This window comes from Streptomyces sp. URMC 126, assembly GCF_051386555.1.
Classification (GTDB): Bacteria; Actinomycetota; Actinomycetes; order Streptomycetales; family Streptomycetaceae; genus Streptomyces.
In genome coordinates, this window is the sequence record NZ_JBPQTX010001066.1 from 1 (window position 1) to 256 (window position 256).

1 protein-coding gene is annotated in these 256 nt (G+C 69.5%); it reads right to left on the bottom strand.

What is annotated here, in order from left to right; all coding sequences use genetic code 11:
* Positions 1–256: MFS transporter (locus ACSNOK_RS35110; RefSeq protein WP_436784750.1), on the bottom strand; the 256-nt coding region annotated here is incomplete at both ends.

Sequence of the window (256 nt, forward strand, 5' to 3'; positions counted from 1 at the left end):
GAACATCAGCAGCGGCTCACCGGTGCGCAACAGGGCGATCATCGGGAACATCCACAGCACCGTGACGGCACAGCCGGTGAGGCACAGGGGACGCCGCCCGTAGCGGTCGCTGAGCGCCGCGGCCACCGGGGTGAGCACCCCCTTGAGCGCCACGGCCGCCATGATGCACCCGAGCATCACCGTGCGGTCGACCCCGAGCCGTTCGGTGGCATAGGACAGGGACCAGGTGGTCACCGCGTAGAAGACGGCGTAGCCG